The sequence below is a fragment of the Streptomyces sp. NPDC031132 genome, from assembly GCF_055570595.1.
In genome coordinates, this window is the sequence record NZ_JBVIGX010000060.1 from 1 (window position 1) to 23,139 (window position 23,139).

At 72.6% G+C, this 23,139-nt stretch carries 21 protein-coding genes; 15 read left to right on the forward strand and 6 right to left on the reverse strand.

Annotation, left to right across the window (positions count from 1 at the left end; translation table 11 throughout):
- Window positions 1-255 precede the first annotated feature (255 nt).
- The 5 genes from ACZ49B_RS37595 to ACZ49B_RS37615 all read left to right on the forward strand — a co-directional run bounded on the left by ACZ49B_RS37595 (window position 256) and on the right by ACZ49B_RS37615 (window position 4,786).
- On the forward strand, window positions 256-1,488 hold the full coding sequence (locus ACZ49B_RS37595) for an FAD-dependent oxidoreductase (protein WP_468315378.1): 1,233 nt from the start codon (window positions 256-258) through the stop codon (window positions 1,486-1,488).
- A 71-nt stretch (window positions 1,489-1,559) separates the two neighbouring features.
- The gene (locus ACZ49B_RS37600) at window positions 1,560-2,801 is read left to right on the forward strand and encodes a cytochrome P450 family protein (RefSeq protein WP_468315381.1); all 1,242 of its coding nucleotides are present in this window, start codon (window positions 1,560-1,562) and stop codon (window positions 2,799-2,801) included.
- Window positions 2,802-2,900: 99 nt separating this feature from the next.
- The gene (locus ACZ49B_RS37605) at window positions 2,901-3,452 is read left to right on the forward strand and encodes a GNAT family N-acetyltransferase (protein ID WP_468315384.1); all 552 of its coding nucleotides are present in this window, start codon (window positions 2,901-2,903) and stop codon (window positions 3,450-3,452) included.
- Window positions 3,453-3,512: 60 nt separating this feature from the next.
- Entirely contained in the window at window positions 3,513-3,878 is a 366-nt protein-coding gene (locus ACZ49B_RS37610; RefSeq protein ID WP_468315387.1) for a tyrosinase family oxidase copper chaperone, read from the forward strand.
- A 44-nt stretch (window positions 3,879-3,922) separates the two neighbouring features.
- Window positions 3,923-4,786, forward strand: a complete 864-nt coding sequence (locus ACZ49B_RS37615) for a tyrosinase family protein (RefSeq protein WP_468315389.1) — start codon at window positions 3,923-3,925, stop codon at window positions 4,784-4,786.
- Window positions 4,787-4,905: 119 nt separating this feature from the next.
- Here the strand turns inward: ACZ49B_RS37615 and ACZ49B_RS37620 are convergent, their stop codons facing one another.
- Window positions 4,906-5,187, reverse strand: coding sequence for a chaplin (locus tag ACZ49B_RS37620; RefSeq protein ID WP_468315392.1), 282 nt, complete (start codon window positions 5,185-5,187; stop codon window positions 4,906-4,908).
- 82 nt (window positions 5,188-5,269) lie between these two features.
- A complete protein-coding gene (locus ACZ49B_RS37625) occupies window positions 5,270-5,620 on the reverse strand; it encodes a hypothetical protein (protein ID WP_468315394.1) in 351 nt (116 codons plus the stop codon).
- 130 nt (window positions 5,621-5,750) lie between these two features.
- Between ACZ49B_RS37625 and ACZ49B_RS37630 the strand changes: the two genes are divergently transcribed.
- Window positions 5,751-7,205: a carboxylesterase/lipase family protein gene (locus tag ACZ49B_RS37630; RefSeq protein ID WP_468315397.1), complete on the forward strand. Its 1,455-nt coding sequence runs from the start codon at window positions 5,751-5,753 to the stop codon at window positions 7,203-7,205.
- Here the strand turns inward: ACZ49B_RS37630 and ACZ49B_RS37635 are convergent.
- Window positions 7,183-8,421: an alpha/beta hydrolase gene (locus ACZ49B_RS37635; protein WP_468315400.1), complete on the reverse strand. Its 1,239-nt coding sequence runs from the start codon at window positions 8,419-8,421 to the stop codon at window positions 7,183-7,185. The genes ACZ49B_RS37630 and ACZ49B_RS37635 overlap by 23 nt on opposite strands.
- A 259-nt stretch (window positions 8,422-8,680) precedes the next feature.
- Here ACZ49B_RS37635 and ACZ49B_RS37640 point away from each other — a divergent pair, with 259 nt between their 5' ends.
- The 3 genes from ACZ49B_RS37640 to ACZ49B_RS37650 are packed head-to-tail and all read left to right on the forward strand — an operon-like array spanning window position 8,681 to window position 11,940.
- Window positions 8,681-9,562, forward strand: coding sequence for an alkaline phosphatase family protein (locus ACZ49B_RS37640; RefSeq protein ID WP_468315402.1), 882 nt, complete (start codon window positions 8,681-8,683; stop codon window positions 9,560-9,562).
- Between the two features lie 2 nt (window positions 9,563-9,564).
- Window positions 9,565-10,863, forward strand: a complete 1,299-nt coding sequence (locus tag ACZ49B_RS37645; protein WP_468315405.1) for an MFS transporter — start codon at window positions 9,565-9,567, stop codon at window positions 10,861-10,863.
- A 48-nt stretch (window positions 10,864-10,911) separates the two neighbouring features.
- Window positions 10,912-11,940: a TolB family protein gene (locus ACZ49B_RS37650; RefSeq protein WP_468315408.1), complete on the forward strand. Its 1,029-nt coding sequence runs from the start codon at window positions 10,912-10,914 to the stop codon at window positions 11,938-11,940.
- Window positions 11,941-12,023: 83 nt separating this feature from the next.
- Here ACZ49B_RS37650 and ACZ49B_RS37655 read toward each other — a convergent pair whose 3' ends face one another.
- Window positions 12,024-12,710, reverse strand: a complete 687-nt coding sequence (locus ACZ49B_RS37655; RefSeq protein ID WP_136223766.1) for a GNAT family N-acetyltransferase — start codon at window positions 12,708-12,710, stop codon at window positions 12,024-12,026.
- An 844-nt stretch (window positions 12,711-13,554) separates the two neighbouring features.
- Between ACZ49B_RS37655 and ACZ49B_RS37660 the strand changes: the two genes are divergently transcribed.
- The 4 genes from ACZ49B_RS37660 (at window position 13,555) to ACZ49B_RS37675 (ending at window position 17,374) form a co-directional block, all read left to right on the forward strand.
- Window positions 13,555-14,622, forward strand: a complete 1,068-nt coding sequence (locus ACZ49B_RS37660; RefSeq protein ID WP_468315410.1) for an SIS domain-containing protein — start codon at window positions 13,555-13,557, stop codon at window positions 14,620-14,622.
- A gap of 35 nt (window positions 14,623-14,657) precedes the next feature.
- Window positions 14,658-15,206 (forward strand): hypothetical protein, encoded by a 549-nt coding sequence (locus ACZ49B_RS37665; RefSeq protein ID WP_468315413.1) that lies wholly within the window; start codon window positions 14,658-14,660, stop codon window positions 15,204-15,206.
- Between the two features lies 1 nt (window position 15,207).
- Window positions 15,208-15,882, forward strand: a complete 675-nt coding sequence (locus ACZ49B_RS37670; RefSeq protein WP_468315416.1) for a (2Fe-2S)-binding protein — start codon at window positions 15,208-15,210, stop codon at window positions 15,880-15,882.
- Window positions 15,883-15,958: 76 nt separating this feature from the next.
- A complete protein-coding gene (locus tag ACZ49B_RS37675; RefSeq protein ID WP_468315419.1) occupies window positions 15,959-17,374 on the forward strand; it encodes an alpha/beta hydrolase family protein in 1,416 nt (471 codons plus the stop codon).
- Window positions 17,375-17,393: 19 nt separating this feature from the next.
- Here ACZ49B_RS37675 and ACZ49B_RS37680 read toward each other — a convergent pair whose 3' ends face one another.
- Window positions 17,394-19,160 carry a S8 family peptidase gene (locus tag ACZ49B_RS37680; RefSeq protein WP_468315430.1) on the reverse strand — a complete coding sequence of 589 codons (1,767 nt, stop codon included), beginning with the start codon at window positions 19,158-19,160 and terminating at the stop codon, window positions 17,394-17,396.
- Window positions 19,161-19,429: 269 nt separating this feature from the next.
- Window positions 19,430-20,788, reverse strand: coding sequence for a cation:dicarboxylate symporter family transporter (locus tag ACZ49B_RS37685; RefSeq protein ID WP_468315422.1), 1,359 nt, complete (start codon window positions 20,786-20,788; stop codon window positions 19,430-19,432).
- A gap of 108 nt (window positions 20,789-20,896) precedes the next feature.
- Here ACZ49B_RS37685 and ACZ49B_RS37690 point away from each other — a divergent pair, with 108 nt between their 5' ends.
- The gene (locus ACZ49B_RS37690) at window positions 20,897-22,501 is read left to right on the forward strand and encodes a sensor histidine kinase (RefSeq protein WP_468315425.1); all 1,605 of its coding nucleotides are present in this window, start codon (window positions 20,897-20,899) and stop codon (window positions 22,499-22,501) included.
- A partial coding sequence (locus ACZ49B_RS37695; protein ID WP_468315427.1) for a response regulator occupies window positions 22,498-23,139 on the forward strand: 642 nt, incomplete at its 3' end. The genes ACZ49B_RS37690 and ACZ49B_RS37695, both read left to right, overlap by 4 nt.

Genomic DNA, 23,139 nt, shown 5'->3' on the forward strand with positions numbered 1-23,139 from the left:
GCCGACGCTCCGCGTCGACTCCCTCCTCGGCCTTGCGATCGCACGCACCGGACGCCGCTCCCTGATCCGGCCTGATCGGCAAGACACCCCCTAAGGGGTCTTCCGGGCGATCGGGTTCGTACCGCGGCCGGGTGGGGAGGGATGCGGGCGGTGACAGCGCCTCACGGCGCGTCGCCGTCGTTGCCGTCCCCGCCGCCGCGGGTGCGGTATACGTCCCGTGGGGCTTGCCCGATGCCGGCGAAGGGAGTGGTTGCCGTGGAGCGTACGGCCTGCTGTGTGGTGGGAGGCGGGCCCGCCGGGATGGTGCTGGCCCTGCTGCTGGCGCGGGCCGGGGTGGAGGTGACCGTCCTGGAGAAACACGGCGACTTCCTGCGCGACTTCCGCGGCGACACCGTGCACCCCTCCACGCTGTCGCTGCTGGACGACATCGGCCTCGCCGAACGGTTCGCCCGGCTGCCGCAGCGGCGGGTGACCTCGGTGCAGCTGCCCATCGGGCCGGACCGGTCCCTCGTCACGGTCGGCAACATCGGGGCGCTGCACGGGAAGTACAACTACATCGCGATGGTGCCGCAGTGGGACCTGCTCGACCTGCTCGCCGACGAAGCGGGCAAGGAGCCCTCCTTCCGGCTGCGCATGAACACCGAGGCCACGTCCTTCCTGATGGAGCGCGGCAGGGTCGCGGGCGTGCGGTACCGCACCGCGGACGGCGCCACCGGCGAGCTCAGGGCCACGCTGACCGTGGCCTGCGACGGCCGCGGGTCCTTCGCCCGGGTGCTGCCCGAGCTCGGCCTGGAGAGCTTCCCGTGCCCCATGGACGCCTGGTGGTTCCGGCTGCCGCGCCACGAGGACGATCCCAGCGGGCTCGTGGGAGGCCTGGGCGAGCGGTTCTTCAGCGCGCTCATCGACCGCGGCGACTACTGGCAGTGCGCGGGACTCATCCCCAAGGGAACCGATGCCGAACGCCGCGCCGAGGGCCTGGACCGCTTCATGGCCCAGTTCACGGACGCCGTCCCCTGGCTGGCCGACCGCGCCCACGCCGTCGCCTCCTGGGACGAGGTCAAGCTGCTCGACGTACGGCTGGACCGGCTGCGCCGCTGGCACCGGCCGGGGCTGCTGTGCATCGGCGACGCCGCCCACGCCATGTCGCCGGTCTTCGGCATCGGCATCAACCTCGCCGTGCAGGACGCGGTGGCCGCCGCCCGCCACCTCGTGGGCCCGCTGCGCGAGGGGACCGTGGGGCTGCACGACGTACGCCGCGTACAGCGCCGCCGCATGCCCACGACCGTGGCGACCCAGGGCATGCAACGCCTGGCCCACGCCCAGGTCATCGAGCCGCTGCTGGCCGGCCGCACCGCGTTCGGCCATCCCCAGCGGGCCAAACGGCTGACCGAGCTCGTCACCGACTCGCGGTGGCTGAACCGGGTGCCTGCCTACTTCATCGGGTACGGGGCCCTGCGCGAGCGGCCGCCGAAGGAATCGCTCCGCTGAAACGGCATTCCGGATAGTGGGACATATACGCTCAATCTCCGTAGAGAGGACGATCCACTTCGGGAGGCAACATGAGCGAGCAGCCGGTCCTTCTGCCCTATGCCGACCCGGCCTTCGTCGCGGACCCGTTCCCGCTGTACCGGCAGCTGCGCGAGGACGGCCCCGTGCGCCGCACCGTCATCGCGGGCGGCCTGGAAGCCTGGCTCGTCACCCGCTACGAAGACGGACTCGCCGCCCTGTCCGACTCCCGCCTCAGCAGCGACGTACGCGACGCCTCGGACACCCGGCTCCTGCTCCAGCTGCCCGCAACGGAGCGCGAGTCGATGCTGAGCAACATGCTCCGCAGCGACCCGCCCGACCACACCCGCCTGCGGCGGCTGGTCTCCAAGGCGTTCACCGCCCACCGCGTGGCCGCGATGCGGCCGCGGATCCAGGCGATCACCGACCGGCTGCTGGACGCGGTCGTCCCGGCCGGCCGCGCCGACCTCGTCGCGGACTTCGCACTGCCGCTCCCGGTCACGGTGATCAGCGAACTGCTCGGGGTGCCGGTGGACGAGCGGCACGCATTCCAGCACTGGACCGACCGCATGATCATGCGGGGCCCGGAGCTGCCCGACCCCGCCGTGGTGAACGAGGCGTGGCAGCACATGCGCGCGTACGTCACCGAGCTCATCCGCGACAAACGGGCAGACCCCGGCGACGACCTGCTCAGCGCCCTCATCACCGCCCGCGACGAGGAACAGCAGCTGACCGAGGACGAGCTGGTCGCCATGGTGTTCCTGCTGCTGGCCGCCGGATACATCACCACGGTCAACCTCATCGGCGGCGGCATCGCCACGCTGCTCGCCCACCCCGGCCAGCTCGACCTGCTGCGCTCCGACCCGGAACTGCTGCCCGGCGCGATCGAGGAGTTCCTGCGCTACGACGGCCCGGTGAGCCCCGGCATCGCCCGGTTCGCGCGCGAGGACCTCGAGATCGCGGGCGTGACCGTCCCGCGCGGTGCGACCGTGCTGATCGGCTCGGCCGTCGCCGACCGCGACCCGGCGCGGTTCCCCGACCCCGACCGGCTGGACATCACCCGGCAGGACAACGCCCACCTCGCCTTCGGGCACGGCATCCACTACTGCCTGGGTGCGCCGCTGGCCCGGCTGGAGGGGCAGATCGCCATCGGTGCCGCCCTGCGGCGGCTCCCCGGACTCGCCCTCGCCGTACCGCCGGAGGAGATCCGCTGGCGCCCCGGCGGACTGCGCGGCCCCCAGAGCCTGCCGGTGACCTTCACCCCCGGCGGCCAGGACCCGTCCCGGGGGACGTAGGCCGTCTCTTCCGGATCTTGCCCGACCTGCGACCTGCGACCTGCGACCTGCGCCTGCCCCGGCTCCGGCGGGCCGCCGGCCGATCCCTATCCTCGCCGCATGATCCCCGTCATCACCCGCCTCGACACGGCCCGACTGGCCGCCCACCGCGACGAACTCGCCGACCTCCTGCTCGCCGTGGTCCGCGGCGGGTCGTCCCTCGGCTTCCTCGCCGACCTGGATCACGCGCAGGCGGCCGCCTGGTGGGATTCCCTCGCCCCCGCCGTCGAGGACGGCTCCCTCGCCCTCTGGGTCTCCCGCAGCGGTGCCGACCACGGCGACGGCGACGGCCAGGTCGACGGCACCGTCAGCTGGTACCGCGAGTCCAAGCCCAACGGCCGCCACCGCGCCGAGCTGCGCAAGCTCATGGTGCATCCGCGGGCGCGCGGCCGCGGCACCGCCCGCGCGCTCCTCGCCGAGGCCGAACGGGCGGCCGCCCGGGCCGGCGTGGTGCTGCTGTTCCTCGACACCGAGACGGGCAGCGGGGCCGAGCGGGTGTACCGCTCCGCCGGGTGGACCGAGGTCGGCACCATCCCCGACTACGCCACCGACCCGGCAGGCCGCCTGCACCCCACCACCCTCTTCTACAAGCACCCCGAGCAGCCGAGGTGACCTCGCCCGCCGCGCCGCGTTAGACCCCTGTAGCGCGGACCACCGAGCGAGGGAGACCGCATGTACGCCACACCCGCCTCCGCAGCACCGTCCCGCCGCACGTTCCTTCGTACGGCCTTCACCGCGGCGGTGCTCGCCGGCACCGCCGCGGCCCTGGCGCCGGTACTGCGTGCCCGCCGCCCCCGGCAGACCCTCACCCCGGCTCCCCTGACCGAGGAGACGTACCGCGGCCGGCACATCACCGTCGACCTCGCCGGGGTCCGCATCGACGGCCGCCCCCTGCACGTCATGCGCCGCGCCGACGGCAGCTACCTCAGCCAGATCAACCACTTCCAGTCCTTCGAGACCCCGCTGGAACTCGCCCGCGCCGCCGTCGACGAGCTCGGCACCAACCAGCTGGCGCTCGCAGCCCCGCACCACGGCTGACGGACGGGACGGCACAGCACAGGACGGAACGGGAGGAGCCCCGCATGTACACCCGGCAGAACCAGAAGAACCTGACCAGCGCCCAGAAGAAGCGCTTCACGGCGGCCGTGCTGGAGCTCAAGCGCAACGGCACGTACGACGAACTGGTCCGTACGCACGGCAAGTACTTCGTGCCCGACAAGGACAGCAAACTCCGCGTCGGCCACATGTCGCCGTCCTTCTTCCCCTGGCACCGGCGCTACCTGCTCCAGTTCGAGCGGCTGTTGCAGAACGTCGACCCGGGCGTCTCGGTCCCGTACTGGGACTGGACCACGGACAGCAGCCCGGTCTCTTCCCTCTGGGCCGACGACTTCCTGGGCGGCACCGGCCGCGAGAAGGACCGCCGCGTGATGACCGGCCCGTTCGCCTACGACAAGGGCAACTGGGCCATCACCGTGGGCGTCACGGAGGCCCGCTTCCTCACCCGCAACCTCGGCCGGCCGCAGAACCCGATCGCCCTGCCCACCGCGGCCGAGCTCCAGTGGGCGCTGGACGACCCGACGTACGACACCTCGCCCTGGGACTCCACGGCGCAGGGCGGCGGCTTCCGCAACAAGCTGGAGGGCTGGGCGGCGCCGAAGAGCGAGCGCTGGCGCAACCACAACAAGGTGCACCAGTGGATCGGCGGCCACATGACGGGCGGTACGGCCCCCAACGACCCGGCGTTCTGGCTGCACCACGCCTTCGTGGACCTGCTCTGGGACCGCTGGCAGCTGAAGCACCCGGTCTCCGGCTACCTGCCCGCGGCCCGGCTCGAACTGGGCGACCTCCAGCGCGGCCGGGTGATCTCCCTCGACGAGCCGATGCCGCCGTGGAACATCACACCGCGCGACATGCTCAGCCACCAGGGCATCTACCGCTACGAATGAGATTCCGGCCGCTCGGGCAACTTCAGCCGGACGGCGGAACAGAAGAAGGGCCCCCGCCTTGCGGCGGGGGCCCTCAGCCCTCGGTCCAACCGGTCAAGCCGGCCGAAAGGCGCAGGCGATCAGCTGCCGTAGCCCTCGGTGTGGTGCTTGTCGTCGCCGCCCGACGCGTTGACGCAGGTGTTGCCGAACGCGGGGTTCAGCAGAGCGATCACGTTGACGGTGTTGCCGCAGACGTTGACCGGGACGTGCACCGGAACCTGGAGCAGGTTGCCCGACAGGACACCGGGGGAGCCGACCGCCGCACCGTGCGCTCCGGCATCGGCGACGGCCAGACCGGCACCGGCGGCCAGGGCGCTACCGGCAACAGCGGTGACGGCGACTGCCTTCGCGATACGCGACATCAAGATCTCCTCGTGAGATGTGGGGTGCCGCAGTCGAGCTGCGGCGTTTGACATGGCATACAACGCAGCGGGAGCCCAGCGGTCACGGCCGCTGGGCCTTAGTGATGAAGGAAAATCGCACGGAGGCGAAATACGGCTCGATCTGGCCGCCGGCACCCGGCTGCAGGACCGCCACGACGTCACCCGTACAGCCCGGACCGCCGTAGAGGGTCGCGGTGCTGCGGGTCGTGTTCGTGACGGCTTTCTGACCGCCGCCCTTCGCCCCGACGCAGCCCTGCGGGTCGGTCAGCCCGTGGACCCGGTCGTCCTGGCCGACGTACTGGAAATCGGGCCCGGCGGCCTGCGCCGTGCCCGCGGCCACGAGCAGGAGCAGGGGGACCGCGCCGGCCCGGGCGAAGCCGCGGACGCCGGGGTGGATACGCATGGATCGCATGCCGGGTCCAACCCGGCCCGCCCCCGGCCGGGTCACGCCTTGTCACCCGTCGCAGGCCTGTGCGACCGTGCCCGGTACGCGGAACAGTGGATTCAGCGGGTGCACCGAACCGGCGGAGGAGCGGAAAACGATGAGCACAGCGGGCGGCAGCGGCCGGCCCCGGGTCAAGACCGGATACGGAGTGGTCGAGGGCCGGACGGGGCCGGGCGGCATCGCCGCCTTCCGGGGCATCCCGTACGCCGCCCCGCCCGTCGGCGCCCTCCGCTTCGCCGCGCCCGCGCCCCCGGCCGCCTGGGACGGCGTGCGCGACGTCGGCGCGTACGGGCCCACCGCACCCAAGGTGCCCTACCCGCCGAAGTTCGCCGCGCTGCTGCCCGACCCGGAGGTCCCCGGGGACGACTGCCTGAACCTCAACGTCTGGACCCCGGCCCCGGCCCCCGGAGCCCGGCTGCCCGTCATGGTGTGGCTGCACGGCGGGGCGCTCACCCGCGGCTCCTCGGCCGTCCCCGTCTACGACGGCTCCGCCTTCGCCCGCGACGGGGTGGTGCTCGTCTCCGTCAACTACCGCCTCGGCGTCCTCGGCTACGGGCTCTACCCCGACGCCCCCGCCAACCGCGGCCTGCTCGACCAGATCGCCGCTCTGACCTGGGTCCGGGAGAACATCGAGGCCTTCGGAGGGGACCCCGCCCGCGTCACCGTCTTCGGCGAGTCCGCCGGAGCCATCAGCGTCGGCGCCCTGCTCGGCGCCCCACGGGCTGCCGGGCTCTTCGCCGGGGCCGCCCTGCAGAGCGGCGCCCCCGAGGTGCTGGCGCGCGAGAAGGTGCGCGCGATGGTCCGGCGGATGGCCTCCCTCCTGAAGGTGCCCGCGACCGCGGAGGCCTTCGCCGCCACCGCCCTGCCCGACCTGCTCGCCGCGCAGGGCGCCGTGCTGCGCCGCTCCGGCCCGCTCACCGGAGGCCCCGCGTTCGGCCTGGTCGCCGACCCGGACACGCTCCCCGGCGATCCGCTCGAGGCCGCGGCAGCGACGGAGGTCCCACTGCTGCTGGGCTGGACCACCGAGGAGTACCGGCTCTGGCTCGCCCCCACCGGCGCGCTCCCGCTCATGGACCGGCTCGGTCCGCTCACCGTGGCCCTGGCCCGCGCCCGAAGCGGCAAGGACCGGGCCGCCGTACGGGCGCTGCGCGCCGCACTGCCCGGGGCGGGGCCGGCCGAGCTCGCGGGCCAGCTGCTGACCGACCGGCTGCTGCGCGACCCGCTGCGCCGCCTCGCCGGGGCGCGGCGGACCGCCTCGAGCTTCCTGTACGAGTTCGGCTGGCCTTCCGGCGTGCCGGGGCTCGGCGCCTGCCACGCCCTGGAACTGGGCTTCGTCTTCGACACGCTCGACGTGCCGGAGGCCTCCTGGCTGGCCGGGCCGGACGCCCCGCAGGAGCTGGCCGATCGGATGCACGCGGCCTGGGTGCGCTTCGCCGTGACCGGGGACCCGGGCTGGGCGCCCTGGGACGGCAACGGCCCGCCGATGGTGTTCGGCGGGCCGCAGCGCGTGGGGTCGGTCGGACCGGCGGTTACTCCACCGGTCCTTCCATGACCTTGCTGATGAACTGGATCGGGCCCTCGCCCATGTTCGGGACGTAGGTCTTGGCGTTGTGCTGGCCGCCGGGTATGACCCTCAGGCTGGTGTGGATCGGCCCCTTGCCGTACGTCGCGACGAACTTCTGTACATCGGGCAACGTCTTCTTGTTGCTCTCGTTGTCGCCGACCTGGAAGGCGAGGTAGACGTCCGGAGCGCCCTTCTTGTCGATCATGGCCTTCGCCAGCAACTCCGGGTTGTTCTCGGCCTTCTCCTTCTCGTGGCCCTTCCAGAGCGAGGAGTCGGGCACGATGTCCGGGCCGGAGCAGATCGCGGCCTTGAACTTGTCCGGGTGCTTGAGCACGGCCTTCAGGCTCGCGAAGCCGCCGGTGGAGGAGCCCATGTAGGCCCAGCCGTCACGGGACTTGACGGTGCGGAAGTTCGCCTTCATCAGGTCCGGGACGTCCTCGGTCAGCCAGGTGCCCATCTTGGGCTGGTCCGGGATGTCGGAGCCGTCCCAGTAGACGCCCTTGTCGTCCGGGCCCGGGTTCAGCACGGGCATGGCGAGGATGAACGGCTTGCTCTTGCCCTCGGCGTACCACTTGCTGATGCTGGTCTGGAGGCCCAGGTCGGTGCCCATCCAGTAGTTGTTCGGGTAGCCGGCGCCGCCGGGCAGGGCGATCATGACCGGGAAGCCGCTCTTGGCGAACTTCGGGTCGTTGTACTCCTTGGGCGCCCAGACCCACACCTTGCCCTTGAAGCCGGACTTCTTGCCGTCCAGCGTGGTGACGGCCACGTGCGTGCCGTCGGCCAGGGTCATCGAGTTCTTGAACTCGGACTTCGGGCCGGTGGGCATCAGGGCCTTGGAGTTGGCCGCCTGCTTCGCAGCGCTGTCGGCGCCACCCGCCTGGCCGCCGGCCGGCTGGCCGAAGGAGATGTCCTTGCCCTTGTCGGTGAAGGGGGGTATCTCGAAGTGGTACATCACGCCGGCGGCTATGCCGGCGAGGGCGAGGACGGAGACACCCGCGATCAGCCAGCGCCTGCCCCGGCGCGGCGGCCGCCGGTCGTCCTCGGGCTCCTCATAGCCGCCGTAGGGCGGCTGCGGTGGCCCGTACGGGGGCTCGTGGTGCTGCTGGGGTTCGTACGGCTGCGCGTACGAAGTGCCGTAGGGCTGCTGCTGGTACTGCCCTTCCGACCGGTACGGCTGGTGCTGTCCGTCGGGTGAGTACGACATGTGCGGTTGCTCTCCGGCTGGTGCTGCCCCGTCGGGGGGTGGTCTCTTCTGTTCGAAGGATGAGCCTACGTGCTCCGTGGTTCCCGATTTTCCCTGCTCTTGGGTTGACCGAGAGCTGCCCGTTGCCGAACACCCGGAAGGTCACCGGAGTTCCCGGTCTGTTCGCCGCACGTCCCTGGCCCATGCACATGCCCCTGGGTATGGTGCGTCCGCGCCGCCACCACAACCCCCCTGCCCGGAGGTATTTTCCGTGTTTGGCATGACCTCGTCACGGTCCCGCCGTAAGACCGCCCTCGCCACCGCCTTCGGCCTCACCGCCGCCGGTACGGCCCTGTGGGCCGGCATCGGCGCCGCCTCGCCCGCGCACGCGGCCGGCCTGCCCGCCCCCGACCACGTCGTTGTCGTGGTTTTCGAGAACCACGCCTACAGCCAGGTCATCGGCAGCTCCAGCGCCCCGTACGTCAACTCCCTCAAGAGCGGCGGCGCGAACCTCACGCAGTCGTACGGCATCACCCACCCCAGCCAGCCCAACTACCTCCAGCTGTTCTCCGGCTCCCACCAGGGCGTCACCGGCGACAGCTGCTACACGCCGGGCTTCAGCTCCGCGCCCAACCTGGCCTCCGAGCTGCTGGCCGCCGGCAAGACCTGGGCCAGCTACAACGAGACCCTCCCCAGCCAGGGCTCCACCACCTGCAGCAGCGGCAACTACGCCCGCAAGCACAACCCCTGGTTCGCCTTCTCCAACGTGCCCACCAGCACGGCCAAGACCATGACCCAGTTCCCGACGGACTACACCACCCTCCCCAAGGTGTCATTCGTCGTCCCGAACCTGTGCAACGACATGCACGACTGCTCCGTCGGCACCGGCGACACCTGGCTCAAGAACAACCTCAAGGCCTACGCGGACTGGGCCAAGACCCACAACAGCCTGCTCGTCGTCACCTTCGACGAGGACAACCGGCTCGCCGGCAACAAGATCCCGACCGTCCTCTACGGTCAGCCCGTCACCCCCGGCAGCACGTCGGGCACCACGTACAACCACTACGACATGCTGCGCACCCTGGAAGGCCTGGCCGGCCTGACCACCCACGCCGGGAACGCGGCCACCGCCAAGGACATCACGGGTATCTGGACCTCCTGATCATGTACGTTGCGGACAGTCGCGGCACCCCCGCGCCCGCCGTGACCCCCGAGCCGCAGGCCGTCGCCCCGGGCACCAGCCCGGGGCGGCGCGCCGCGCTCGCCCCCACGGTGCTCGCCCTCGGCACGGTCAGCCTGATCACCGACGTCTCCTCCGAGATGGTCACGGCCGTGCTCCCCCTCTACCTCGTCGCGGGCCTCGGCCTCTCCCCACTCGGCTTCGGACTGCTCGACGGGCTCTACAACGGCATCAGCGCACTGGTCCGGCTCACCGGGGGCCACCTCGGCGACCGCCTCGGCCGCCACAAGGCCCTCGCCGGCCTCGGCTACGGCCTCTCGGCCCTGTGCAAACCGCTGCTCCTGCTCGCCCACACCCTGCCCGCCATCGGCGCGGTGCTCGCCCTCGACCGCACCGGCAAGGGCCTGCGCACCGCCCCGCGCGACGCGCTGATCTCCCTGGCCGCCGCCCCCGAGGACCGCGGCCGGGCCTTCGGGGTCCACCGGGCCATGGACACCGCCGGGGCCCTGATCGGGCCGATCCTCGCGTTCCTGATCCTGCGCGGCGCCGCCGACGGCTACGACGCCGTCTTCACCGTCAGCGCCTGCGTCGCCGCCCTCGGCGTGCTCGTGCTCGTCCTCTTCGTCCCCGGCCGCCGCACCGCACCCGCGCCCGGCGCGGAGCCCGTTTCGCTGCGCGCCGCCCTCGGGCTGCTGGGCCGCCGGGACCTGCGCCGGATCAGCCTGTGCGCGCTGCTGCTCGGGCTGTGCACCGTCAGCGACGCCTTCGTCTTCCTGCTGCTCCAGCGCGCCACCGGGATCGCCGACCGCTGGTTCGCGCTGCTGCCGCTGGGCACCGCCGCCGCGTTCTTCCTGCTCGCACTGCCGCTCGGCCGGCTCGCCGACCGGATCGGCCGCTGGCGCGTCTTCCTCGGCGGCCACCTCGCGCTGCTCGTCGCGTACGGGCTCCTGCTGGCCGGCGGGCAGCACCCCGCTCTGCCCTACGCCGTGCTCCTGCTGCACGGCGGCTTCTACGCGGCCACCGACGGCGTCCTGATGGCGGCGGCCGCCGGAGCCGTGCCCGAGGAGCACCGCGGCGGCGGCCTCGCCCTCGTCCAGACCGGCCAGGCCCTCGCCCGGTTCGCCGCCTCGCTCGGCTTCGGCGCCGCCTGGACCGTCTGGGGCGCCCGCCCCGCCCTCGCGGTCGCCGCCGTGCTGCTGGCCGCCGCGGCCGGCGTGTGCGCCCTGCTGCGCCCCGCGGACGCGATGGCCGGCGAGTCCGCCGCCGAGGCGCGGACCGACTGAGCCCGCTCAGCCGCCTCTGCAGTTCCCCCACGTCCCCGAAAGGCCCTCATGACCCTCCAACGCCGGATCCTGATCCTCGTCTCCGCCGTCGTACTGCTCGCCGCGGTGGGGGTGCTCGCCGTCGTACGGGCCTCCTCACGGGCCGAGGAGAAGAACCAGACCCAGGCGGGCGGCCCGCAGATCAGCCGGGGCGAGGTGTCCCTGGCCCCGGGCGGGGCCGAGCGGCGGATCGTGTTCCGGAACATGGCGTGGGGCCCGCACCGCGACGAGCTCGCCACCGTCCCCGCCGCCGCGCCCCAGGGCCCGCGTACCGCCTCCGGCGTGAGCTGCCTGCGCTTCTACGCGGCCGCAGGCACCGGGATCTGCCTCCAGGCCGACAAGGGCGGGGTCCAGGAGAGCTACCGGGCCGTCGTCCTCGACGCCCGCCTCAAGGAGGTCTCCGCACACCCGCTGGCCGGCATCCCCACCCGCGCCCGGGTCTCGCCCGGCGGCCACCTCGTCGCCTGGACGGTCTTCGTGGGCGGGGACTCGTACGCCGGGACGAACTTCTCCACCCGCACCTCGCTGCTCGACCTGCGCACCGGCAAGCTCGACGCCTCGCTGGAGGACTTCGCGATCCGCAAGGACGGCAAGGCGTACCGCAACGCCGACGTCAACTTCTGGGGCGTGACCTTCGCCGCCGACGAGCGGACCTTCTACGCGACGCTCGCCACCGGCGGCCAGACCCACCTGGTCCGCGGCGACCTCGCCGAACGCACCGTGACCACGCTCCGCGAGAACCTGGAATGCCCGTCGCTGTCGCCCGACGGGACCCGGCTGGTGTTCAAGAAGCGGGTGCCCGGCCTGTCGCCCGACGCCCCGTGGCGGCTGTACGCCCTCGACCTGGCCTCGATGCAGGAGACCCCGCTCGCGGAGGAGCGCAGCGTGGACGACCAGGTGGTGTGGACGGACGACAGGACGGTCGTCTACTCCCTGCCCGGCGACTTCGGCGCCGACCTGTACGCCGTACCGGCCGACGGCAGCGGCGCTCCCACCCCGCTGATGACCTCGGCCCTCGCCCCGGCCTTCCTCGGCTGACGCCGGGGGAGGGGCCGGGGCGGGGGCCGCTGTCGGGAACGGCTACGCCGATGAGCAGGACCGTTACGCCGAATGCAGGACCGTTACGCCGGGATCAGCGTCTTGCGTCGCCGCTTGCGCTGAGCCCCCGCGGACAGCCTCAGCTCGATGATCGACCGCACGGCCGGCCACTCCTCGTCGAGGATCGAGTAGAAGGCGGTACTGCGCACGGCCCCGTCGAGCCCCCTGGAGTGGGCCCGGCGGACCCCTTCACAGGTGAACCCGAGCCGCTCCATCGCGGCGCGCGAGCGCCCGTTGCGGGCGTCGGCGCGCAGCGAGATGCGGCGGACGCCCCAGGTCTCGAAGGCATGGCGGAGCATGAGCAGCTTCGCCTCGGTGTTGATGCCCGTCCCCTGGGCGCCCGGGGACAGCCAGGTATTGCCGATCTCGGCGGCATCGGGGATCGCCGTCGCCGGATCGCCGAACGGGACGCCCGGCACGGCGGGCCACACCAGCGGTCCCTGCCAGTAGTCGAGCTCCAGGAACCGGGTCGAACCGACGACCCGGCCGTCGGTGGCTCTGACCACCGCGAAGGGGAGCGATCGACCCGCCGCCTGATCTGCGAGGGCGCGGTCGATGTACTCGTGGGACGCCTGCACCCCATGGGGTACGGGGGTGAAGGCGTAAGTCGTACGATCCTCGGCCCCGGCCACGGCCAAGGCCTCGGTGTGGCGGGGGGCGAGGGGCTCGAGCCGCACGGTGCGGCCGGCGAGGAGTACGGGTACGGGCACGGAGCCTTCGGTCCTTCTGGGCGGTGGGGTGGTTGCACAGTGTGCGCTCCTGACGTCGCCCCCCGTGCAAAACACGAGTGAAAGGCAACGGGCTGTCAGGTGAACGCGAGTGGCTCAATGTAGCCCCTAAATCTCCTCTCATGAACCCCCAAATTGGCAACGTCGCGGCCATCTTTTTCGATGACTTTGGTCCCCGGCCCGGAGCACCCGTAATCCTGGTCCGCGGACATCCGTTCCACCACACGGCGAGAGCCCCCCGGACGGCGGTCCCGAGGGCCTCAGGCTGTCGTAGAAACAGCATCTGACCTGCGAGGATGCGGGGGTCGCCAGACGTGTCCGAGGAAGGCCCCGACCGTCGGCCGGGCGGATGATCTCGGGCCCCCTCCCGACCGCCCGGAGATCGAACAGAAGGCCGTCGTCGATGTGTCCACGGACGGCTGCCGGGGCGGCGCCGGGCGGCGCTCGGCGGGCCGCCCGAAGTGGCCCGGCCCATAGGGGTCAGATGGGACCGATCTATTGGGCCATCCGGCTGGTCCCGTGTGTTCGGCCCCGTTCTTCACCCGGGTGGCCGGTCTCCCGCCCGCCCGGCGGCGGCCTCCGGTCGGGGGCGGTCGTCAACTTCGGGGGCGCCGGCAACCCTGCCTTCATCGCGGTGGGGCCCGCCCCCGCTCCGGTCGCCCGCGTGCTCTTCCGCTGGGCGTTCGTGACGTGCGACCCGGCGAGCGCGGGCCGGGAGCGCGCGCGGGACGCAGCCACCGGCGCCCGATCCCGGCGCCCGCCCCCTACCGTCCCCAACACACCGTTCCCGCACAGAGCTTCACGGAAAGACGAGACACCCCCCACCATGTCCGGATCCCGCATCACGTTCCTCGAGGGCCAGGCCGGCCAGGGCGCCGCCCTCGCCCGGATCGCCGACCGCGTCCGCAGCCAGCTGGCCTCCCCGGAGCGCGCCGCCCTGCGCGCCGCCCGGCGCCCCCTGTTCACCGGCATCGGCGCCTCGTACGCCGCCCTCGCCGTCCCCGTACAGCAGCTGCGGAAGGCCGGGATCGTCACCCAGCGCGTCCTGTCCAGCGAGATCGAGACCGGCACCGCCGGTTTCGACACCGACTGCCTGATCGCCGTCTCCCAGGGCGGCCGCAGCCGCGAGACCATCGCCGCCTGCCGGTCCGCCGGCCCCGGCATCACGAGGACCGCGCTGCTCAACGTCTTACCGTCGCGACTCGGCGAGCTCGCCGACCTCACCGTGGGGCTCGGCAACGAGCCCGACTCGTACGCCTCGACCATCGGCTACACCGGCACGGTCGTCGCCCTCGACCTGATCGCCGGGGCCATCGCGGGTCGCGCGCAGGATCCGTGGGGCGACATCGCCGAGCAGACCGCCGCAGTCCACCGGCAGGCCGCCGAAGTGATCGCCGGCCTGCGCGGGCGCGGCGCCCGCTGCATCGCCTCCGACACGGTGGCGGCCGGGGCCTCGTGCGCCTCGGCCGAGGAGGGTGCGCTGCTGCTGCGCGAGGTGGTCCGGATGACCGCGGCCGCCTCGGCGACCCGGAACTACCTGCACGGCGAGATGGAGTCGGCGGGCAACACCCTCCACCTCGTCTTCGGCGACGGCCGCGAGATCGAACTGGCCCGCTCGCTGGCCGGCGCCGGGCACCTCACGCTGCTGCTGACGACGGCCCGGATCGAGCCGGCGGACAGCCTGTCGGTGATCCGCCTTCCCGAGGTCCCGGACGCCGTGCGCGTGGTGCTGGAGACGGTGGTCCTGCAGGAGCTGGTGGCCCGGCTCAGCGTCGAACGGGGCGTACCGATCGAGTCGTTCGTCTTCGCCCACGACGACACGAAGTGGCCCGACCCCAGGGCTGCTGCGGGGAACGCCCGGCCTCCGGCGCCGGTCGCCCCGCGCAGGCCGTGAGCCGCCGGACCGTGGCCACCTGAGATCATCCGTGCATGGACTTCGTGACGGAACTGGCCCGCTTCGCGGCCACGGGGAGGCTCGGTGCCTTCCACGTCGGCGCGCACCTGCACGACCTGGTGGCCGTGCACGGCGAGCCGGACTGCTCGTGGCCGGTGCACAAGGGGCGGCGGTGGCCGCACTGGTTCCATCACGGGAGCCTGGAGAACGTGTACTGCCGGTGCCGACTGCTGCACTCGATGAGCGTGGACACCTGGCGGGACGCGCTGGAGATCCCGGGCCCTGGCGCGGGGGAGTCGTACCGCGGCCCGGTGTCCGTCACCGAGTCGCGGCTCACCGTGGCGCTCGCCGACGCCGGGGTCGCCTGGCGTACCGAGTGGTCCGAGCGGCTGCCCGAGCAGCGGACCTTCCACGCGGAGCCCGTGCCGCAGACCATGGTGAGCTTCGTCTTCGTGGCCCGCTGCTGTGACACGGAGCCGATCGCGGAGGACTGGCTGTTGCACACGGTCTCCTCGTACGCGCTGGACCACCGGGAGTGCCCGGCGGCCGACCCTGCTCTGCCCGACGACGGATACGGAGCCTGAGGTGGAGGACGTACTGCGCCGGCTGGCCGCCGTCGGGCCCTTCTTCGCCGTGCCGTACGGGAAGGAGCCGCCCGGGGACGGCTTCCGGCCGCTCGGCGAGCTGTACGGGGCACAACTCGAGCCGTACGTCGCCGAAGTGGGGCGGCGGATCCGGAGCGGTCCCGGCCGGGTCGCGGCGTCCACCGCGCAGTTCGGGATCGCCTCGCGGCTGTGGTCGCTGGGCCTCGGCTGCGCCGCGCTGGGCGGGCGGATCCCGGAGTTGGGGGTCGACCGGGTGTGGTGGCGGCTGCCCGCGGCCGGGTCGCTGGAGCTGTGGCTGCCCGAGCCCGGTGCGGGGGCGCTGCCGGCCGAGTCGCTCGGGGAGAGCGTGCTCGGCAACCTCGGGGTCCTGGACGCGCGCCTGCGGGAGCGGTACGGGGTGTCGCCCAAGGTGCTGCGCGGGAACGCCGCGTCGGGGCTGGTCGGGGCGCTGCGGGTGCTGATCGACCGGGTTCCGGGCGGCCCGGCGGTGTCCTTGGCCGCGGAGCTGCTGGCCGAGGGCGGGGCGCTCGGCGGAACGGGCACCTTCGTCCACGAAGAAGGCCTCGGGGTGGCCTTCGTACGGCGCAGCTGCTGTCTCTACTACCAGGTGCCCGGCGGCGGACTCTGCGGTGACTGCGTGCTGCGGACCAGGTAGCCGCACAGGGCCGTTCGGAGCAGCCGAGGGTGTGGCGGGCGCCGATCCGCCGGGGCCGCCTCCTACGGTCCCTGCCATGACGCACGCTCGCACACCGCAGCCGCAGCCCCGCTCGGAGACCCCCTGGGTGCTGTCCCGGCGCGCCGCCCTGACCGGACTCGCCGCAGGCGCCGGAGCCCTCGCCGTCGGCGGGACCGCAGGCTGTGCGGCCGCCACGCCCCGGGCGGCTGCGGCAGCCCCGGATCCCTCGCCGGGAGCCATGAAGCTGTTCGACGACCCCGGGTACAACTTCGCAGGGCTCCTCGCGCTCGGCGCGGCCGGCATGCGCGCCTCCGAGGTGGGCGAGGTGCTCACCGCCGTCAACGCCATCAACACCGCCGGGCTGTCAGCGCAGACCTTCACCGACACCTTCCGCGCCTGGGGCGACCGGCTCGCCGCACCCCCGGCGGGCGGCCGGCACGGCGGTGAAAGCCCCTCGCAGACCCGCCGGTTCCGCTCGCTGCGGGCCGCGCAGTACTACGCCCAGGCCCTGTTCTACGTCCTCGGCACCCGCAGCCCCGGCGACGAGAAGGCGGTCTACCTGGCGGGCCGCAAGGCCTGGGACACCTTCACCCAGCTCTGCTCCCCGGCCGCCGTCCGCGCGCAGGTCCCGTACGCGAAGACCCGGCTGCCGGTCTGGTTCTTCCGGCCCGACGGCCGGGACGAGCCCCGTCCCACGGTCATCCTCACCAACGGCAGCGACGGGCAGAACGTCGACATGTGGACCTACGGCGTCGCGGCCGCCCTCGGGCGGGGCTGGAACGCCCTCGTCTACGACGGCCCGGGCCAGGGCCAGCTGCTGTTCGTCGAGGAGATCCCCTTCACCACCCGGTGGGAGCAGGTGGTGGCCCCGCTCGTCGACTGGCTCGATGCCCGGGGGGACGTGGACAGCAGCCGGATCGCGATCACCGGCCTCAGCATGGGCGGCAATCTCGTCGCCCGCGCCGCGGCCTTCGAACGCCGGCTCGCGGCCGTGGTGTGCATGCCGGGCGTGCCGAACCCCTGGCTCGGCTTCGACAAGGAGATCCGCGACATCGTCACCGCCGACAAGGCGGAGACCAACCGCGTCTGGAACGAGGACGTCGTCCCCGAACTCACCCCGGAACTCGCCACCACGGTCAAGAAGCGCTTCGAGATCTTCTCGCGGGAGGCATTGCGCGAGGCGCGCGCCGGCCGGGTGTTCAAGGACCTCTGGACCCCGGCCCAGGTCGCCATCGGGCTGGACATCACGAAGCTCGTACCGCAGATCAAGGCACCGACGCTGGTCCTCGACTACGACTTCGAGCAGTTCTACCCCGGCCAGCCCCGGCAGATGTACGACCTGCTGCGCTCGAAGCGCGCGTACGTGAAACTGACGGAGGCCACCGGGGCGCAGTTGCACTGCTCCCCGATGGCCCCGCAGCAGCACTGCGACGTCGTCTTCGACTGGCTCGCCGACGTCCTGCAGCGTTAGTGCTTCAACTCGACGGCCCTCAGAACGTGAGGTTCCAGGCGTCGATCTTGCCGGTGTCCGCGTTGGCGTTGTCGTTCACACGGAGCTTCCAGACGCCGTTCGCGACCTCGGAGGAGGCGTTGACGGTGAAGCTCTGGACGATGTTGTCGGTGCCGCCGCCGGCCCGGTTGCTCAGGGTGTAGACGGAGCCGTCCGGGGCCACCAGGTCGACCTTGAGGTCACCGATGTAGGTGTGCTTGATGTCCACGCCCACCTTGAGGGTGGCCGGCGCGTTGCCGGTCACCCCGCTGACGGTGATGGGGCTCTCCACGGTGGCGTTGTCGTTGATCGCGAAGTCGCCGAGGTTCTCGAAGTACTTCCCGGGCGGCGGGGTGGACCCGACCGCCTTCAGCGCGTCGACCTGGCCCTCGCCGAAGAACGAGTTGTTGGCCGCGGTGCCGGTGCAGCGGTTGTCCGACGGGCAGGCGATGTCGTTGGCCTGCGTGGCCAGCTTGTCGCGCAGCTGCGCCGGGGTGATGCCGGGGTTGGTGCTGGCGAGCAGCGCCGCGACGCCCACCACGTGCGGGGTGGCCATCGACGTGCCGCTCTTGCTGCCGTACTTGCCGCCGGGGACGGTGGAGTAGACGTCGCTGCCCGGGGCCGCCACGTCGATGACGCCCGAGCCGAAGTTCGAGAACGAGGCCTTCGTGGTGCCCGTGCCGTTCGCCGCGACCGTGACCACGCCCGGGAGCTCGGTCGGGATGTCGAGGCAGGCGTTGGTGATGGTGCGGGTGACCGGCGTCGAGTCGTTCGGGCTCGCGGAGTCGGTCGTCTTGTGGGCGAGGTCGTAGTTCTCGTTGCCCGCCGCGGCGACCTGGAGCGAGCCCTTGCCCTCCGCGTACTCCTGGGCGCGCTTGACGCCCTCGATGATGGCGGCCTGGTCGATGTTGTCCGGGCAGTTGAACTGCCACGGGTCCGTGTAGTAGCTGTTGTTGGTGACCTTGAACCCGTGGTCACCGGCCCACACGAAGCCGCAGATGGTGTTCTCGGCGAAGAAGAACGAGTTGCCCGGCTCGGCGACGCGGACCGCGGAGATCTTCACGCCCGGGGCCACGCCGACGACGCCCTTGCCGTTCTTGGCAGCCGCGATGGTGCCCGCGACGTGGGTGCCGTGGCTGTCCACGTCCCGCCAGGCGCCCGTACGGGTGTCGGGCTTGCCGTACGCGCAGGAGACGGAGTCGGCCGCGTTGAAGTTCGGCGCCAGGTCCTGGTGCTGGTCGTCCACACCGGTGTCCAGGATGCCGACCTTGACGGAGGCGGAGCCGGTGGTGACGGCCCAGGCCTGGTCCGCCTTGATCTGGCTCATGTCGGCGCGGACGGGCTCGCCGGCCGGGGTCGTCGACTGGGCCGGGTTGGCGGGCAGCGCCGGGTTGTAGGCGTCGGCCGGCACGTCCGAGGTACGGGTGGCCCCGACCTGCTGGACCCCGCTGACCCCGCGCATCGCCGTGGCGAAGCCGGCGGAGGAGGAGTGGGCGACGATCACGCCGATGGCGTCGAAGTTGGAGAAGACGGTACCGCCGTTGGCGGCGACGGCGGAACGGACCGCCGAGCTGTCACCGGGGGCGGTGATCACCAGGTAGGCGCGGGTGCCGGCAACCCAGGTCGCACTCTGGGAGGTCGGCGCCGCGGCCGCGGCCTTGGCGGGGGCGGACGGGGCGGACTTGCCGGACGGGGAGACCGGGGCGGTGCCGGCGAGCGCGGCGGGTGCCCCGAAGGCGAGTGCTGCGCCGAGCGTGGCGGCGAGCACGAGAGTGCGTCGAGGTCGGCTGGATATGTGGGGTATCAATGCGTCCTCCGAAGACGGCCCGGTGGTGCTCATGGCACCTGCCGGGCCGTACGAAACGAGTGGTGGACGCAAGATGTCAGACGCGTGCCCGGGTATGGAAGTACCTTTTACCGCACGACACTTCACAGCCCCATGGCCGAAAATCGACCATGGGGCGGCGTGAGGGCCGACCGGGCTGGGCACCGTGGGGGCGAGCCCTGCCCGGCCGGCCCCTGACGGGGCGCTGCCGGCTACACCGGCACGCCCTTCTTGACGTCGGCCGGCGACTGTCCGGGCACGGTGGGGAGCTCCGTGCCGTGGCCGTCGTCGACCAGCGTGGTCTCGTCGAACTCCAGTCGTCCCGCGAGGACTTCAGTGGCCCGTACGCGGTCGAACTCCTTGGTCCAGGTGCCGATGAGCACCGTCGCCACCGCATTGCCCGCGAAGTTCGTCAGCGCCCGGGCCTCGCTCATGAAGCGGTCGATGCCCACGATCAGCCCGACGCCGTCGACAAGTTCCGGCCGGTGCGATTGGAGCCCGCCCGCCAGCGTCGCCAGCCCCGCGCCGGTCACCCCCGCCGCGCCCTTCGAGGCGATGATCATGAACAGCAGCAGCGAGATCTGCTCGCCGACGGCCAGCGGCTTGCCCATGGCCTCCGCGATGAACAGCGAGGACATCGTCAGGTAGATCGCGGTCCCGTCCAGGTTGAACGAGTAGCCCGTCGGCACCGTGATGCCGACCACCGGCTTGGAGACGCCCAGGTGCTCCATCTTCGCGATCAGCCGGGGCAGCGCCGATTCCGAGGAGGAGGTGGAGAGGATCAGCAGGAACTCGCGGCCCAGGTAGCGCAGCAGCGAGAAGACGTTGAGCCCGGTGCACACGCGCAGCAGGGTCCCGAGGACCACGAACACGAACAGCAGACAGGTCGTGTAGAAGCCGATCATGATGACGGCGAGCGACTTCAGGGCGTCCATCCCGGTCGCACCGACCACCGCCGCGATGGCGCCGAACGCGCCCACCGGCGCCGCCCACATGATCATCGCCAGTACCCGGAAGACCAGCTTCTGTACGTGTCCGATCCCGCGCAGCAGCGGCTCGCCCGCCGCACCCATGGCCTGGAGTGCGAATCCGCACAGCAGGGCCACGAGCAGCGTCTGGAGCACCTGGCCGCCGGTGAAGGCGGAGACGAGGGTCGTCGGGATGATCCCCAGCAGGAACTCGGGAGTGCTCTGCGCCCCGCCCGCCTTGGCCTGCGCCTCTCCCGCGTGCTTGACGGCCTCCGTCAGGTGCAGTCCGCTGCCCGGCTCGAGCAGGTTCCCGACCAGGAGTCCGATGGCCAGCGCCACCGTGGACATGATCATGAAGTAGCCGAGGGCGAGGCCGCCCACGGCGCCGACCTTCGCGGCCTTGCGCACCGACCCGATGCCCAGCACGATCGTGCAGAAGATCACGGGCGAGATCATCATCTTGATGAGGTTCACGAAGCCGGTGCCCAGCGGCTTCAGCTCCACGGCCGTGCCGGGTGCGGCGAAGCCGACGGCGATGCCGAGGAGCACCGCGGCGATCACCGCGATGTACAGATAGTGGGTCTTGTCGCGTCTGCCGGCCACGGCTCGCCTCCTGGTGGTGAATACGTCCCGGGAGGACCATCGCCCGAGGCTGTGACCCCGGTCACCCTTGCGTTCATTGAGTTCACGGCCGGGTGCACACTGAACGCCATGTTCCGGTTCCCTCGACCCCCGCGCAGCCTCGCCGGCCAGCTCTTCGCCATGCAGGTGCTGCTGGTCGCCGTGGTCGTCGCCGGCTGCGCGGTCTTCGCGTACGCCACCGCCCGCGGGCAGGCCGAGGAGTCCGCCCGGCGCCAGGCGGGGGCCGTGGCCCGGGCGGTCGCCGACTCCCCGTCCGTCCGCGAGGCCGTACGCGGCGCGGCGCAGGGCGCCGACCCTTCGGCCGCGCTCCAGCCCTACACCGAGCGGGTCCGCGTCGACTCCGGGGTGGACTTCGTGACGATCATGGCCCCGGACGGGCGGCGCTGGACCCACCCCGACCCCCGCCGCATCGGCGAGCTTTTCATGGGCAACACCGCCCCCGCCCTGCGCGGCGAGACCTTCAGCGAGACCTACACCGGCACCCTGGGGCCCTCCATCCGCGTGGTCACCCCGCTCACGGACGACGGCAAGGTCGTCGGCATGGTCAGCTCCGGCATCACCGTCCGCGCGATCAGCGCCCGGCTCGCGGAGCAGCTCTCCGTCCTCGCCTGGGTCGCGGCGGGTGCGCTCGCCCTCGGCGGAGTCGGCACGTACATCGTCAACGCCCGGCTGCGCCGGCACACGCACGGGATGAACGCGGCCGAGCTCAGCCGGATGTACGACTACCACCAGGCGGCCCTGCACGGCGTGCGCGAGGGCCTGCTGATGCTCGACGGCCAGCGCCGGATCACCCTGATCAACGACGCCGGGCGCGAACTGCTCGGCCTGCAGGGGGACGTCAGGGGCACCGGCGCCGCCGACCTCGGACTGCCCGCACCGCTCACCGGCGCCCTGCTCGCCGACCGGCCCCGGGTGGACGAGGTGCACCTGACCGCGGACCGCGTGCTGGTCCTCAACAGCTCGCCCGTCGCGGGCGGCGGCCGCCGCGGTACCGTGGTCACCCTGCGCGACCACACCGAACTCCAGTCGCTCACCGGCGAGTTGGATCAGGAGCGCGGATTCACCGAGGCGCTGCGCTCCCAAGCCCACGAGGCGGCCAACCGGCTGCACACCGTGGTCTCCCTCATCGAACTCGGCCGCGCGGACGAGGCAGTGGAGTTCGCCACCGCCGAACTGGAGCTGGCCCAGGCCCTCACCGACGAAGTGGTCACCGGCGTCGGAGAACCCGTCCTGGTGGCGCTGCTGCTGGGCAAGGCCGCCCAGGCGCACGAGCGGGGCGTCGAGCTGGTCCTCACCCCCGACAGCCGCGCCGTCGACGGCCGGACCGGAACCGTCCCCGCCCGGGACCTCGTCACCGTGCTCGGCAACCTCCTCGACAACGCCGTCGACGCCCTCACCGGCGTCCCCGCCGCCAGGATCGCGGTCACCGTCCGGCCCGAGGAGGACGCCCTGCTGCTCCGCGTCACCGACAACGGACCCGGCCTGCCCACGGGCGCCGCCGCCGATGTGTTCCTGCGCGGCTGGTCGGGCAAGGGAGAGGGGCGCGGCCTCGGCCTCGCCCTGGTCCGCCAGGTGGCCCACCGGCACGGAGGCAGCGCGGTCGCCGCCGAAGTGCCCGACGGGGGAGCCGAGTTCACCGTACGACTGCCCGTGCGAAGGGAGCCCACGCCATGAGCGACGCACGCGAGGCGACCGCGGCATCCGGGGTGCGGGTGCTGGTGGTCGAGGACGACCCCGTCGCCGCCGACGCGCACGCCCTGTACGTCGGCCGGGTGCCCGGCTTCACCGCCGTCGGCGCCGTCCACTCGCTCGCCGAGGCGACCCGCGTCCTGGAACGCACCCGGGTCGACCTGCTGCTGCTCGACCTCACCCTGCCCGACGGGCACGGGCTGCGCTTCGCCCGCCGACTGCGGGCGTCCGGGCATCCCGTGGACGTGATCGTGGTGACCTCGGCGCGGGACCTGGCCGTGGTGCGCGAAAGCGTCTCGCTCGGCGTGGTCCAGTACGTACTGAAGCCGTTCGCCTTCCCGACACTGCGCGAACGGCTCCTGCGCTACGCCGAGTTCCGTGCGACGGCGGGGGAGGCAGCCGGCCAGGACGACGTGGACCGGGCGCTCGCCGCCCTGCGCGCCCCGGGCCCCGCCGAGCTCCCGAAAGGGCTCAGCGGGGGGGGGGGGGGGGGGGGGGGGGGGGGGGGGTGGGGGGGGGGGGGGGGGGGGGGGGGGGGGGGGGGGGGGGGGGGGGGGGGGGGGGGAGGGGGAGGGGGGGAGGGGTGGGGAAGCGGCCCGGTGCCTGCTCGCGCAGTCGCCACA